Genomic DNA, 13978 nt, shown 5'->3' on the forward strand with positions numbered 1-13978 from the left:
TTTTTGTGTTTGCTAGGAAGGATGCATGCGTTCACGGAAAGCGGTAGGGCTGATTTTCTCATATTGTTTAAATAGTTTACTGAAATAAARGGTGTCCGAGATTCCGACATCTTGAGAGATTTCTTGTACCGATCGATTTGTACTTTTTAATAAAAACTTGGCTTTTTGAATTTTTAACATGTTCGTATATTTGATGATGTTTGTACCTGAATATTTCTTAAAGATTTGACACAAATATTCATACGTACGATCCATGCTGCGTTCTATTTCTTCTTTTGACAGGTTGTCGGTGTATGCTTCATCTAATAGACGAACCAATTTCCGATAAATAACAAATGATTCGGGAATGTAACGCTGATTTTTGGATTCGACTAAAATGGACAAAGCAATGGATTCCAAAATTTGCGCAAATTGCAGCGTTGAGCGAAAACGAAAGTATACTTCTGGTTTTGAGAAGGTCTCCAGCAGCTTTTCGAATTGGGAAAGAAGTTCATAAGGACGAGGGAATTGAAAATGCCTAGGCAGGATCAATTCATCGACATGCTCATATTCAAAGGTGCGTAAATCCTGGTGCTCCAGCAGCGAATAATCGATGCCAGATGCCAAGTCTCCGACTTCCTTCAGAGAAGGCGTGCAGGAAAATTGGACCCAGAAGAAATTGGCTTTGGGGTTCGTTTTTTTCCAGCTGTAATGCCGCTCCCACGGTTTTAAAATGAAGATATCTCCGGAGTTCAGCTCCAGCTGTTCGGATTCCACTTGCAGATAAATGGGTCCTTCGGCAACGACCATCAGTTCAAAAAAAGGATTGGAATGCTCCATCATATAGAGGTTATCATTGCCCTGTTGTATGCCAGCCCATCTCACATCAAGGCTCGCGAGCCTCGACATCGTAAAAAAAGACATGAAATCCCTCCCGTACCTATTAAATATGATCAATTAATTATAGGAGATTATGGTACCTCTGACAACACTGCGAACATACGAATATGAACCGATAGAATCGATGAAATGGAACGGTTTTTTTTAACATTATTTATTTTTAAACCTTAACAATGTCGATGTTTCTCGTACTGTTTCGTTGATAAACTCATGGATGTAACCACTATGAGAATAAGAGGTGCAACGATGAAAATTTCATTAGACCAGTATAAGAACAAAGTGCGCGGATGTTGGATCGGGAAAAACGTCGGAGGGACGCTCGGAGCGCCATTTGAATGCAAACGCGGGGTGCTCGATGTCACTTATTACACCCATGATCTGACGCAAGGAGTTCTTCCTAACGATGATTTGGATTTGCAATTGGTGTGGTTAAATGCAGCAGAGAAACACGGGAAAATGATTAATTCACGAATATTGGGCGAATATTGGCTGTCTTATATCGTTCCTAACTGGGCCGAATACGGTGCAGGGAAAAACAATATGCGGATGGGAATCGTGCCGCCGTTATCCGGTTATGTAAACAATAAATTCCGTGACAGCAATGGGGCTTTTATTCGCTCGGAGATATGGGCATGTCTCGCACCCGGCCATCCGGATATCGCTGTGAAATATGCTTTTGAAGATGCGGTTGTCGATCACAGTCACGAGGGTGTCTATGCGGAAGTGTTCTTCGCAGCCATCCAAAGCGCCGCTTTCGTAGAGAGCGATACGTATAAGTTAATCGACATCGGACTTTCATACCTTCCAGATGATTGCGGATCTGCAAAAGCGGTTCGGACAGTTATAGAATGTTATCGTTCGGGTATGAGCTGGCAGGAAGCTCGAATTCGTGTGCTGACTGAGCTTCCTGGCAGCTTCGGTATTATCGGGATGACTCCGGAACTGTTGACGGATGAAGTTCCTGTCGGGGAAATGGGCTGGGATGCGCCAAGCAACGTTGGAATTACTATCATCGGCTGGCTTTACGGAGAAGGCGACTTTGGCAAAAGCATTTGTATCGCGAATAATTGCGGTGAAGATACCGATTGTACAGCGGCAACACTTGGCGCCATTATGGGGATTATTGGCGAGCCTGAGCGTGTGCCGTCGGAATGGCTGGAGCCTATTGGGGACGAGATCAAAACCTTATGCATCAATCTGGGAGATCAAGGCTTAAAGATCCCGAAGACGGTGACGGAACTTACGGATCGCATCTTAAAGCTGACACCGATTTTTCTTGGAAGCGAGTATTGTGACTATGTAAATGCGGAACGCGGATATACAATCGAGACTAAAGAGGATAAGGATTTATATAATCATCCGAAAAGAGTAAACTGCTGGGTTTATCGTGAAACCTCCGATTTGTTCAAGCAAAGCCCATTTATGGTCCATTACGACTTTCAAATCTTTTCGGTCTATTTGGATTATCGGAATGAACCCTTTGTATCGGAGGCTCAGCCAAAAAGGTTCCGCCTTGTCTTGGACAACCAGATGTTTATACAGCAGTGGTTAAACGTCAAATGGCATTTGCCGGAGGGTTGGACCGTGTCTCCAGGACCGAATATTAGCGTACCGCTTGAGCAGTATCACTGCAATGTTGGCTATAATGAGCTTTTCTTCGAGTTGACGCCTAATGCATTAAAGGAGCCGCGGTATGATCTGATCGTCGAGATCACATCGGCTGGTCGGCCTACGAAGGGTCTAATTCCCATCGTTTTATTGAATGTGCCCCAAGCTGCCGAAGAAGAAAATGTATCTCTTGTGGAGGATCGTTCAAAGGCTCCAGCAGCCCATATGATTCGATCAATTATTTAAACTAGCTGCTAAAACATAACCATAACAGCTTGGAGGGTATACATTGACAACTCCGATTGTAATTTGGCCAAAAGGTGCACCGCATCTGATTACCGAAGAACCGCAGGGAGAGCCAACATTAACTCCTTATTTGGTTGATAGTGATGTTCCTAGAGCAGCTGTCATTGTATGCCCGGGTGGTGCCTATGGCATGCTCGCTGATAATGAAGGCGAGCCTATCGCTCGATGGTTAAATAGTCTCGGCATTTCTGCTTGCGTGCTGAAGTATCGGTTCGCGCCCTATAAATATCCTGTTCCGATGCTTGACGCTCAGCGTGCCATCCGTTATGTACGTCATCATGCAAAAGACTGGAATATTGATGCGGAACGAGTAGGTGTGATAGGTTTTTCCGCAGGCGGTCATCTTGTGTCCACAGTTGGAACACATTACGACAGAGGGCGAATGGGGGATCTTGATCCAATTGAGAGGGAAAGCAGTCGTCCTGACTTGCTTATCTTATGTTATCCCGTTATCAGTTTTGGAGAGTTCCGTCATCATCATTCCATGGTCAATTTGCTTGGGGAATTTTCTTCTGAGGAGCAAAGACGTGACTTATCCAATGAGCTGCAAGTAACGGCGGATACACCACCTGTTTTTCTGTGGCATACGGCAGACGATGAGGCCGTTTCGGTGGAGAACAGCCTTCTCTTCGCACAAGCATTAAATAGGCATCATGTTCCTTGTGAACTGCATATGTTCGAGAGTGGTCCGCACGGTATGGGATTAGCCGAGAACGATGCAAGTGTCGGAACGTGGACATTGCTGTGCAGGGAATGGTTGAAAAAACGAGGCTGGAGAGTAGCGGGAAAAGCTCCATAAATATAGTTTACAACGTTAAAAACAAGCAACAGCTCCTATCGAATGATGATAAGGAGCTGTTGCTTGTTTTTAGTTGATTTCTAATAGATGGTGGCCGAGCTGGAAAAGGATCATGGTATTGTAGTACGCACCGCCTACTCTTAAAGACTTGATTTTCTCATTAATTAAACATTATTATATATAAAGTATACGAATATAATAGTGATAATGAAATAAAACCATGGGAGGATCATATGAAAAACTTTATTATTTTTGGAGCGAGTAAAGGACTCGGTGAAGCATTCGTTAAAGGATTGCCGGAAGCGGGAGATAACGTATGGATAGTTTCCAGAAGCTGTCCGAATGGTTTGGGACTTAACGACGGTGTTCATCGCTATTGGATTGAAGCTGATCTAGCGTTGAATGAAGCAAGCGATAGAATTGCGAGTAGATTACATGATGTCGTCATAGACGTATTCATATATAATGTTGGGATATGGGAAAGCAAAGGATTTATGGATGACTACGATTTTGAGAAAGATGATCCTAACGAAATCGTTAATATTATAAATGTAAATGTAACATCCGCAATTACTTGCATCCAGAAGCTGCTGCCGAATTTGAAAAAATCAAACAACGCAAAAATTTTCTTCATCGGATCTACATCAGGTCTCGAAAATAATGACAGTACACAAATTTCATTTGTTGCCTCGAAATTCGGATTGCGTGGAATAAGCAATTCTTTGCGGGAGCATGTGAAGAAGTACGGAATAGGTGTAACCTGTATAAACCCAGGCGAAATTGCAACTCAGATCCCATACGAAGATGGAATAGAGAAGGTTTTATCGGATTATAATGGGACACAGATCCCCCTTCAGGATATTGTATCCTTGGTAAAATGTGTGATGAATCTCTCAAGGGCTTCCTGTGTGAAAGAAATAAATATTCCAGCCATGCTCAGCTCAAGTGTATGATTGTACGGACAAAGCATGTTAATGGGAGAAAAGAGATGACAAATCAAGATGAATATTGGAATTGATGCTGGCGGGACACTTATCAAAGTCGCATATATGAAAAATGATCTGCTCGAATTTGAAAAGTTTCCTATTGCTGATTTGGAGCATGTGGCATCTTGGATAAACGGATTAGATAACATTAAGATCTGTACGACTGGCGGTAAAGCCACTTTTTTGAGATCGTTATTAAGTCAAAAAGCTGAACAAATCGTTGAATTTGAAGCAACATCGAGTGGTGTGCGACATCTTCTTGCAACAAGTGGAATAACGGAGGAGTCATACATATTAACGAATGTTGGCACCGGAACTTCAATTCACCATATAGACAAAACCGAGCAGCAGCGCGTCGGCGGTACCGGGGTCGGTGGCGGCACCATGATGGGGCTATCACAGCTGCTTACAGGATTAAATGACTATGACAGCATTGTACCTTTAGCTGCTAAAGGTATACGAGATCGTATAGATTTGAAGGTAAGTCAAATTTATAAGGGGACAGTGCCCCCTATACCAGGAGATTTAACAGCCAGCAACTTCGGGAATGTTGACCCCATGGTATCGAAAGCAGATTTGGAAAAAGAAGAACTACTAGCTTCTGTCATTGGAATGGTAGGGGAAACGGTGGCGACCGTTAGTGTTCTTGCGGCTGGACAATGCGGCGTATCCTCTGTCGTATTCATCGGTTCGTCGTTTATTCGAAATGAATTTCTTAAAGATGTGGTACAAAGCTATACGAGGCTTAGAGGGGCAAATCCTATATTTCTCGAAAATGGGGAGTATTCAGGTGCCATCGGCGCTTTGCTGCATGTGAGTAAATAAACTCAGCTAGTAAGTATGTTATTTATGGAAACATGGTTCAACGAGACATCTATGATAGCGCTAACAAAAGTGCTTGCCAGTCCTCTGAAGTTGCAGTAAGTTAGTAGTATAAAGGAGGAATGAAATGATGGAACGGACTACACTTCATTTACCCAGAAGTCAGCCGGAAGCACAAGGAATACCCTCCGCTGCTGTAATTGCCTTTTTAAATACTGTAAAAGAAAAAAAACTGGAACTGCATAGTCTTATGCTGCTTAGACATGGACAGGTAGTAGCAGAGGGATGGTGGAAGCCTTATGCATCAGATATTCCTCATATGCTGTTCTCGCTTAGCAAGAGCTTTACCTCAACTGCCATGGGTCTCGCTGCTGCTGAAGGGAAATTGTCGTTAAACGATGCGGTTGTATCGTTTTTTCCGGAAGATGTTCCAGCCGAGATAAATTCTAATTTAGCTGCGATGGAAATCCGTCATTTGCTGATGATGGGAACAGGCCATGATCAGGACACAACAAGTAAGCTTCAGCAGTGTGAAGATGGAAATTGGGTCAAGGCGTTTCTGGATGCTCCTGTTGAGCATGCACCTGGTACACATTTTGTCTATAACAGTGGGGCTACATATATGCTGGCAGCCATACTGCAGAAGGTGACTGGTCAAACGCTCCTTGAATATTTGCAGCCGCGGTTGTTTGAACCGCTTGGCATTGAAGGTGCGACATGGGAATCTTGTCCTCGGGGAATCCATGTTGGTGGGTGGGGGCTAAACATTACCACGGAGGATATTGCTAAGTTTGGCCAGCTATATTTGCAGAAAGGCTTGTGGAATGAACAGCGTCTGCTACCGGAAGATTGGGTTGCTGAAGCAACGTCAGCACAAATATCCAATGGAGACGGTGGAGTGAGTGACTGGGCGCAAGGTTATGGCTACCAGTTCTGGCGATGTCAACACGGAGTGTACCGCGGTGACGGTGCATTCGGTCAATTTTGTATCGTCATGCCGGAGCAAAATGCGGTGCTGGCAATGACAAGCGGTACAAATGATTTGCAAGGTATTCTGGATGTGGTCTGGGATCACTTGCTCCCAGCAATGGAATCTTCGTCACTTCCTGCAAATCAGGATGCATATTCGAAGCTTGCGGATGAATTGCAGCAGCTAGCGCTACCGCTGCCGCAGCTGCCGCCGGATTCACCATTGGAAGCCATCATTGACAGCATTGAATATACGCTCGAACAAAACGAACCGCTTTGGAAAAGCATTTCTATATCCTTCGAGGCTAATAAAGCCGTCGTCCTTCTGAGCAAGGAGGATATTGAATATACGATTAAGCTTGGTCGAGGTGCCTGGGTAGAGGGAACGACGCCTCTGTTTCAGGGAGAATATCAACGCTTCGTTGGCAGCTTTGCCTGGGAGCAGGAAAACACGCTTCAGTTGACCTTGAGGTTAATTGAAACGCCTTTCTCTATTCATGTCCACATTCTATTTGATGGGGACAACATTGTATTAAGTCAAAACTCAAATGTATTAGCTGAAAAGTCAGAAATTCGGGGACGGAAAACGGAAGTGAAATAGTTAAAAGCCGCATTAAATGCGGCTTTTTTTTTTGAGATAACTGTGATTAAGTAACATTATTGAATAGTAGTTTGAAATTTATCTTTTATGCTAGCTTCGGGAACAATCCCCCTTGTATGCGGTCTCCAGCTGCTAGACCCAATCCTTCCGTACAGCTGTGCGGCTTTCCGCTAAATATTGTGCCATCCGGCATGAAAATAATAGCAAGCGCGCGCCGCGGTTTATCGGTATGATTGGCATTCGCATAATGGAACGTCAACCCGTCATGAAAGGTACAGCTTCCGGCTTTCATACGCACGACTACCGCAGTGTTTCTATCCACGTCTTGAGCTCCTGCATCGGCAAATATATCATTTGGAGCAACTAAGTCGATGCTTTTTAAATTTTTTATTTTTTGCGATTTTGGAACAAACATCATACAGCCGTTGTTCTCATCCACATCATCTAGCGCGATCCAAATAGAGAATGCTCCGCTTTCCTGCATCGGCCAATATGGCCAATCTTGATGCCAAGGCGTTGGCTTGGAATCATTCGGCATCTTCAAAAGAGCATGATCATGAAATAAACGGATTCCTTCAAATCCAGTAAGCTGCTTGCCCATATCTGCAAAACGATTGCCTAACACGAACCGGGCCATCCCACCATGATCTCTCCATGTGTTTACACGCTGATTCAGCACTTTGAAGTAAGAGCCGCCAGCTTGGTCCGTCTGAATGGAGCGCCCTGTAGTATCACTCATTGCTTCTTCCAAATACGTCCTCAGTTCTTGCAGCTCGTCCTCGGAAAGCACATTATCCACTTGAACAAAACCGTTTTCCCGATAAAAAATGATTTGCTTTTCAGTCAAAACCCTCTTATCATTCAACATAACCATTCTCCCTTTTATATAAAGTTCTTAGGTTTACTTTACGATAGGGAGCCGTTCGAATTCTTGGATGATCTACAAAAAAAGTAGGACGATCTGCTAAGGAGGATGGGCTTGAAATGTCTATTCTAAATGGAAATGCATTTTTCGAGGACAGAGAGTTTCCTTTTTTTATACAGCGCTATCAAATTAAAAAAGGTGAGGTCATTCCTGCGCATACACATGATTTTGTTGAGCTTGTGTATGTGGTTAAGGGCGGAGCGCTGCATGAAATGGCCGATCAACGATATCCGCTAGCAACCGGTGATGTATTCGTCATCGAGCCGCAAACCTATCATGGCTACTTTAATACCGATGGGGAAGAAACGATCGTATACAATCTGCTATTTGAGAAGCAACTGCTTCAGAAGGAATTGGGCGTCCTGCTGCAAATACCCGCCTTCATCAATTTCTTTTATCTCGCTCCTTTTCTAAGGAAAAACGCCTCTTTTGTACCGTATATTTCATTGAACGAGCATCAGCGGGGGCAATTGGAATTTCTTCTCCAAAAAATTCACAAGGAGTTTTATGAAAAGCCGGTAGGTTATCAGCTCGTCATAAAAACAAATTGGATCGAGTGTTTGGTATTGTTAAGTCGTTATCAGGATAACAACGAGAACAATACTAATAGTCCGCTGCCGAAAGAGGAATGGATGAGTTCTATTTTGCATTTCGTAGAACAAAATTATCGACAGCCGTTATCGTTGAATCAGCTATCCCAAACCTGCGGCATGAGCGTATCATCCTTCACCGCAAAATTTAAGAAAGCGACAGGCATGAGCCTCATGGACTACAAGCATTCCCTTCAAGTCAGGCATGCTTGCGAATTGTTGAAGGATCATCGCAACAAGGTTGTACATGTCGCATATAGTTCCGGATTTCAAGATGTCAGCTTCTTCAATCGGATTTTTCGCAAACACATGAGTATGACGCCAAGACAGTTCCGCAATGGATTGTAGCGTTATTATGGCGGAATTGGTTGAATATCTGGAAGCAAGAGTGTAAGGTTAATGTTGCTGGACTAACTGGCTGATCAGCATAAGAACAATAGTGGAGGTAACTTTATGAGTCAACGCTATAGAATTACAAGGACAATGCAAGAGCAGAACCATTTGGAGCAAAACATATCTTTGGAAGAGTGTAAAAGTTATTTTGCTGCCAAACCTGATTTTTCGTATACATCCGTTTTCACTGTAAAAGGGGAAACTACGATGTCTATTGATGGTGRTTTTTTTATGTGGAGCTATGGCGATATCACAATCCCGTTCAGGCATTATCAGGGAGATATATATGTGTCCGGAACGAATGAAGCCGTGATCCCTAAGATGATTGAGGTTGCGAGCGAATTGGGTGCGGACGTGGTGGAAGGGTAAGAAGCAATATTTTATGTAATATCGTGAAAAATAAAGCCTCCTATCCGTAAAGTGATTTTACTGGCAGGAGGCTTTTTTTAATTGATGATTGAATGGATAACTTTATTGTACAATCGTTTTTGCAATAAAGGCCAGATCAACAATATCGATAACGCCATCATGGTTGATATCTGCTTTTTTGATCGCATTCCAATCAGGGCTAGTTGAATTTTTGCCATAGCTGGCTGCTGCAATACCAAGATCACCAACGGTCACTTTTCCATCTGAATTCGTGTCTCCTGATGTTGGGACATGGACTGCGTTTTTAAATGCTTGGAGTGCTTGATTCAAGGCGGTAACCGCTTGATCAATTTCCGCTTGGTTTACAGCTTTATCGGCTGCTGCTTTGGCTGTATTAATCGCTGCTTGCAAAGCGGCTTTGGAACCAACAGGGTATTGTCCTGGCGAACTGCCTTCTACAGCTGCTTGAACGGCTGCCTCTGATTGTGTAATTAAGGCATTCAAAGCTTCTTTGTTCAGCTCATTCGTGCTCGTGACTTTAACATTATGCGTGACAGGAGCAAGTTTGGTCTCCACACCTGCTGAATTGGCAAGCTTCGCTTGCGAGAGTGTAATAGTCGTATTAGATGACTCTTTAATCGCTTTCCAGTTTAATTTAAGCAATTCTCCATCGGCGATGACAGCATGATCTGCACCTTGACTTGCAAGCAAAATCCGAATTTGTCCGGGAACGTCCGTTTTAGAATCAATAACGATAAGACCATTCTTTATGGACTCCGCCGAAACAAATGCGAGCTTGTCGGCATCATAATCAAATGTGAGATCCTGAGCATAAATGGCATCTTCCGATTTAGTTGACACATGCGTTAACCCGTAATTTACTTCGAAGCTTTTACCTAATGATATTTGAGAAGCACCTGTAAGTGTCCCCGTTAATTCGTCTTCAGCAGGGGGATTGAGGTTAGGAACATCGGCCTTATACATCGTCAAAAAGTCCAAATTCACATTGCCAATCGAACCATTATCAATACGATAGCTGATCACATTTTTGCCGGCCTTTAAGCGTAAACGCTCAGAAGCGGTAAACCATTCATCCCAGCTGATCGCCGTTTTATCTGGGCCAATTGTTTTTACCTGTATGCCATTTACATATACATTGATGTTTGCTCTTGCCGGCAACTGTTTCGTAGGATTATTTGTAGATTCACCATCGACCTGCACACCATAAGCGTATCTTACACCCACGATGTAATCACCATCTTCAGCCGCATTCACTACAAAACTGGCTTCTGCACCAGCTTTTTTGGGCAGGTTAATATAACCCGTTCCTTGATAATTTGCATGACTGATGTCTTTCGTAATATCACCATAAAGAATAGCATCTTCAGCTTGATACATATCTCCGAGTCCTAAATCACCAGAAGGCAAGTCCTGCCATTCATATGGCGATACAGGGATACCGAAATGAGGTGTTCCATCTGCATTCCAACCAAATTTTTGAATATTGACCTGCCGCCACCAGTTTCGCCCAGTATCTTGATATACGCGCGAATGATAAATCATCCAATCTTCCTTGCCATCTGCGGATTTGATAAAACCTGCCCTGGCAGGGCCGGAAACATCATCTGTAGCAACGAAAACATCATTTGTACGCGTCCAAGAATCCGGGTTCAAAAAATCGCCATCGGTATTCATAAAATAAGATAAACGATAGCCATTTGATGCATAATCACCTTCGGACATGGTAATAAATACTTTCCCATCCTTTTGCAATACACGAGGGCCTTCACCGCCGCCGCCTGGCAGGAAGGAGCGGTCTGCTGTAATTGTATAGGGGTTATCCATTGGCGCAATTGCCGGGCCAATAGGTTCGCCGGAGCCTAAAGTGCCCCAAACTGCATACAGTTGTCCTTTGTAGTCGAAGACCGTGAAATCATTGGCTTGTTTATAAACGCCGTTTTCACCTGCATAAATGGCACCTTTATCAACGTACGCTCCTTGCGGGTCGTCTGTCACAGATTCCAGAACCGTCGCCATATGCTTGTAATCAAACTCTTTTAAGTCAGCACAATAATAGATATACCATTTGCCATCAAAGAAGAAGAGTTCAGGTGCAAAAATCCGAGTTTGTGTTCCTTGGGAATCGAATACCATAATTTTTTCGCCTTGGTCTAACAGGGTACGAGACTTGGATACATAAACTTTATTGTTGGAGTCTAAATTGCTTGAAGAAACAAAGTAATAAAAACCATCTTTGTACGTGACAAAGGGGTCCTGTCCTTGATACAGAGGGTTGTTAAATTTATCAGATACGGAGGAGCTAGTAACTCCCATCTCTTTCATAAAGTCAGAACGGGCAATCGATACGCTCTTAATGGCATCATCAAGCAAACCAACCTTATCTAAATCACTAATTTCTTTGTCATCAATAGTGGCAAGCAGCTCTGCCGCAGTTATTTTTGCAGCGTTTAAGTTGTTTACTACGCTTTCTGCTACTTTGTCTGCAAAGTTTTCTGTTAAGTAATCTACCTTTTGAATTTCTGCGGTCAAATCAGCTTTCTTAGTCGTGAGTACACGATCTGTAGGCAAATAAAGTGCTGATTCAGGCACGACCTCTCTGCTTTGGCTAGCGCTTTCCCATTCCATCTTAAGCCAAGTGCCTCCCCAGCCTTGCAAGTATTCAACTTTAATATCGTAATGTTTGCCTGCTTCTAATGAAATGGAGGTGCTAACTTGTGGTTTATCCCATGCCTGCTGCCAGAAGTCAATGATCAATGCTCCATTAACCCATAGTCTGAAACCATCATCACCAACCATATGGAAGGTGTAGTCTTCTGAATATTTTGGAACAATTGTACCTGTAAAACGTGCTGTATTAAAATCGGGTGTTCCTGAGAGCTGATTGAATATGCTTGCAAAAGAATCACCGTTTAGATTGGAGACCGCTCTTTCTCCTCGAAAATCATTAAAATTAAAAATAGTAATATCTTCACGATTGTTAGGGTTCTTTTCACATTTAAAAAACTCGCCCAGCAATCCGTGACCGTCCACTACTGCATCAGCAGCACGAGCATTTGCGGGTATAACAATCGTGCCTGCAAACACAAACATGGCCAAAAGTATTCCTAGTACTCTTTTCATCGTTAAGCCTCCTGATTTCTCATTCTTATCATGCAAAGTAGGGAAGTATTGCTCCATAGCTGCTTCTCAAATTACCTCCTTTTCTCGTCCTATTGATTGCTTCAAACTTACCATTTTTTATCGATTATAGATTTGTAAAATACGGGCTTTTTTTGCGTTTTTCTGTCCTTTTATTTATCAGATGGAAGGTTTGTGTTAAAGTATGGAATATTAGCGAAAGGTGGAGTAATGATGGAAATAGAAATTGATCAGAAGGGGAATTCCAAAGTTGCGATTATAGAGAGCACAGAAATTGTAGTAAGCGATGTGCAAGGGGCACTGGACTTGATGGCAACGGTGAATTATACAGATGGCTGCCATAAACTATTGATCTATAAAGCGAATATAACAGAGGAATTTTTTGATTTAAAAACAAAGCTTGCCGGGGAGATTTTGCAAAAGTACACGAATTATCACGTTAAAATCGCAATCGTTGGAGATTTTGATGGTTATGAAAGCAAAAGCTTGAAGGATTTTATTTATGAATGCAATAAAGGCAAGCAGGTATTCTTTCTAAAAGATAAACAAGCTGCACTCGACGCACTGCACAATGTCAATTAATGCTATAAAGAAAAGGCAGCCAAGGGTAATTGGCTGCCTTTTTCTCATGAAACTGCTAACTGCTTCTGTTTCTTATTGCTACCGTGCCATCCGGATACGAGAACACCGAGTAATACAAGCGCTGCGCCGATATAACCTTTGAATGGCAAAATTTCATTGATGAACACAAACCCGAACAAAGCTGCAAACAGCGGTTCGAGCGAAAAAATAAGCCCGGTTCGGATAGGAGTCGTATATTTCTGAGCCAAAGGCTGAACCACATAGCCAAATGCACTGCACACGATACTTAATACGAGTACGGCTACCCATCCTTCTGATGTATGAGGAAGTTTGGGCGTTTCGAATAGAAAAGAGAAGAACAAACCATAAGCACCTGCGAATCCCAATTGTAAAATGCCTAAGTTCAACGTATTCGTTGTTTTCGCCGCAGAATCGGTAATCAGAATATGTATGGCATACAATAGGGCCCCCATCATACATAAGAAATCTCCCGGATATATTCTCAGCTCGCTGTTTAATGTAAGAAGTCCAATACCTATAATAGCAAGGCAAACCCCAATGACGAGGCTAAGCTTAAGTTTTTTCTTGAACACGGTGACATAAATTAAAGGGACAAATATAACGGTTAAGCTAATTAAAAATCCGGCGTTAGAAGTTGTGGTCGTTTTTAGACCAAACATAATGCCTGTAAATACACCAAATAATAATAATCCAAGCAATGCAGCATATTTTAACGTCTTCAGGTCGGTATGACGCAAGCTTTTGTGGAAGAGGGCGGCCGATAAAAGGAACGCAAACCCACAGCGGAGAGCAATCAAATTAAATTCTTCAATCGAATTCAGCCCCAGCTTCATAAAAATATAGGATGAACCCCAACATAATGTGATCATTAAAATAAGAAAATCGGCTTTCAGCGGCTTCAATCTGTACCATCCTTTGTTTAGCAAGTGTTAGTAATCGAACCGGGTGGATACCAAGTACTAACACAGT

12 protein-coding genes are annotated in these 13978 nt (G+C 42.8%); 8 read left to right on the top strand and 4 right to left on the bottom strand.

Going from position 1 to position 13978, the window contains the following annotated elements:
- Positions 1 to 12 precede the first annotated feature (12 nt).
- Entirely contained in the window at positions 13 to 903 is an 891-nt protein-coding gene (locus AB4Z50_RS21480; protein ID WP_441881927.1) for an AraC family transcriptional regulator, read from the bottom strand.
- A gap of 222 nt (positions 904 to 1125) precedes the next feature.
- Here AB4Z50_RS21480 and AB4Z50_RS21485 point away from each other — a divergent pair, with 222 nt between their 5' ends.
- From AB4Z50_RS21485 to AB4Z50_RS21505, 5 genes are all read left to right on the top strand, one after another.
- Positions 1126 to 2733, top strand: a complete 1608-nt coding sequence (locus AB4Z50_RS21485) for an ADP-ribosylglycohydrolase family protein (protein ID WP_441881930.1) — start codon at positions 1126 to 1128, stop codon at positions 2731 to 2733.
- Positions 2734 to 2776: 43 nt separating this feature from the next.
- Positions 2777 to 3592, top strand: a complete 816-nt coding sequence (locus AB4Z50_RS21490; protein WP_441881933.1) for an alpha/beta hydrolase — start codon at positions 2777 to 2779, stop codon at positions 3590 to 3592.
- Positions 3593 to 3825: 233 nt separating this feature from the next.
- Positions 3826 to 4545 carry an SDR family NAD(P)-dependent oxidoreductase gene (locus AB4Z50_RS21495; protein WP_441881936.1) on the top strand — a complete coding sequence of 240 codons (720 nt, stop codon included), beginning with the start codon at positions 3826 to 3828 and terminating at the stop codon, positions 4543 to 4545.
- A gap of 48 nt (positions 4546 to 4593) precedes the next feature.
- Entirely contained in the window at positions 4594 to 5403 is an 810-nt protein-coding gene (gene coaW, locus AB4Z50_RS21500) for a type II pantothenate kinase (protein WP_441881939.1), read from the top strand.
- A 127-nt stretch (positions 5404 to 5530) separates the two neighbouring features.
- A complete protein-coding gene (locus AB4Z50_RS21505) occupies positions 5531 to 6970 on the top strand; it encodes a serine hydrolase domain-containing protein (protein ID WP_441881941.1) in 1440 nt (479 codons plus the stop codon).
- An 85-nt stretch (positions 6971 to 7055) separates the two neighbouring features.
- Here the strand turns inward: AB4Z50_RS21505 and AB4Z50_RS21510 are convergent, their stop codons facing one another.
- A complete protein-coding gene (locus tag AB4Z50_RS21510) occupies positions 7056 to 7838 on the bottom strand; it encodes a phytanoyl-CoA dioxygenase family protein (protein WP_441881944.1) in 783 nt (260 codons plus the stop codon).
- Positions 7839 to 7954: 116 nt separating this feature from the next.
- Between AB4Z50_RS21510 and AB4Z50_RS21515 the strand changes: the two genes are divergently transcribed.
- Positions 7955 to 8833, top strand: coding sequence for an AraC family transcriptional regulator (locus tag AB4Z50_RS21515; protein WP_441881947.1), 879 nt, complete (start codon positions 7955 to 7957; stop codon positions 8831 to 8833).
- Between the two features lie 105 nt (positions 8834 to 8938).
- Complete coding sequence (locus tag AB4Z50_RS21520; protein WP_441881950.1) at positions 8939 to 9247, top strand: hypothetical protein; 309 nt, start codon at positions 8939 to 8941, stop codon at positions 9245 to 9247.
- Positions 9248 to 9349: 102 nt separating this feature from the next.
- On the opposite strand, the gene AB4Z50_RS21525 is transcribed toward AB4Z50_RS21520, so the two are convergent.
- On the bottom strand, positions 9350 to 12388 hold the full coding sequence (locus tag AB4Z50_RS21525) for a family 43 glycosylhydrolase (protein WP_441881952.1): 3039 nt from the start codon (positions 12386 to 12388) through the stop codon (positions 9350 to 9352).
- A 231-nt stretch (positions 12389 to 12619) separates the two neighbouring features.
- On the opposite strand from AB4Z50_RS21525, the gene AB4Z50_RS21530 reads away from it, so the two are divergent.
- The gene (locus AB4Z50_RS21530; RefSeq protein ID WP_441881955.1) at positions 12620 to 12988 is read left to right on the top strand and encodes a DUF4180 domain-containing protein; all 369 of its coding nucleotides are present in this window, start codon (positions 12620 to 12622) and stop codon (positions 12986 to 12988) included.
- A 44-nt stretch (positions 12989 to 13032) separates the two neighbouring features.
- Here the strand turns inward: AB4Z50_RS21530 and AB4Z50_RS21535 are convergent, their stop codons facing one another.
- Positions 13033 to 13911, bottom strand: coding sequence for a DMT family transporter (locus AB4Z50_RS21535; RefSeq protein ID WP_441881958.1), 879 nt, complete (start codon positions 13909 to 13911; stop codon positions 13033 to 13035).
- Between the last annotated feature and the right edge of the window lie 67 nt (positions 13912 to 13978).

It is taken from the genome of Paenibacillus sp. 2TAB26 (genome assembly GCF_052115145.1).
Taxonomy (GTDB): Bacteria; Bacillota; Bacilli; order Paenibacillales; family Paenibacillaceae; genus Pristimantibacillus.

Excerpts from the sequence above, each read along its gene's own strand:
- AB4Z50_RS21485 (WP_441881930.1), top strand. The coding sequence starts at position 1,126 with ATGAAAATTTCATTAGACCAGTATAAGAACAAAGTGCGCGGATGTTGG.
- AB4Z50_RS21495 (WP_441881936.1), top strand. The coding sequence starts at position 3,826 with ATGAAAAACTTTATTATTTTTGGAGCGAGTAAAGGACTCGGTGAAGCA.
- coaW (WP_441881939.1), top strand. The coding sequence starts at position 4,594 with ATGAATATTGGAATTGATGCTGGCGGGACACTTATCAAAGTCGCATAT.
- AB4Z50_RS21505 (WP_441881941.1), top strand. The coding sequence starts at position 5,531 with ATGGAACGGACTACACTTCATTTACCCAGAAGTCAGCCGGAAGCACAA.
- AB4Z50_RS21510 (WP_441881944.1), bottom strand. The coding sequence starts at position 7,838 with ATGTTGAATGATAAGAGGGTTTTGACTGAAAAGCAAATCATTTTTTAT.
- AB4Z50_RS21515 (WP_441881947.1), top strand. The coding sequence starts at position 7,955 with ATGTCTATTCTAAATGGAAATGCATTTTTCGAGGACAGAGAGTTTCCT.
- AB4Z50_RS21525 (WP_441881952.1), bottom strand. The coding sequence starts at position 12,388 with ATGAAAAGAGTACTAGGAATACTTTTGGCCATGTTTGTGTTTGCAGGC.
- AB4Z50_RS21530 (WP_441881955.1), top strand. The coding sequence starts at position 12,620 with ATGGAAATAGAAATTGATCAGAAGGGGAATTCCAAAGTTGCGATTATA.